Raw genomic sequence first — 381 nt, forward strand, 5'->3', positions numbered from 1 at the left:
TTGTCATTACTTTAACTTCTTAAATACCTTGCCATTGGCGTTTATTTAGCCTTGCGGCTTATAGTTTTTGAGACCACGCTTTTGCTGCTTTTTCTATAAGCGTATATGCATGTTCGAAAGCTTCTCTACTTTGTCTGTATGGATCAGGGATGTTTTGTTCATTTATCCACTGTCCAAACAGCATCGTTTTACCTCGTGCCTCAGGAGCGATTTTGGTTAAGGCTTCTAAATGACCTTTTTCCATAACCAATATCAGATCGTATTGAGCGCAAAGCTCAGGTGTTAATTGTCGTGCTTCGTGTCCATCTAAGCTTACGCTATGTTCGTTCGCGATAGTGGTTGCCATCTCGTCAGCAGCTTTTCCCGTTAGATGGCTCTTAT

At 41.5% G+C, this 381-nt stretch carries 1 protein-coding gene; it reads right to left on the reverse strand.

Annotated elements, in window-relative coordinates:
• Window positions 1-58: 58 nt before the first annotated feature.
• On the reverse strand, window positions 59-381 hold a 323-nt coding region (locus IQR33_RS33985), incomplete at its 5' end, for a low molecular weight phosphotyrosine protein phosphatase (protein WP_228014064.1).

Origin of the sequence: Vibrio sp. OPT46 (assembly GCF_015163535.1) — a bacterium.
Classification (GTDB): Bacteria; Pseudomonadota; Gammaproteobacteria; order Enterobacterales; family Vibrionaceae; genus Vibrio; species Vibrio alginolyticus.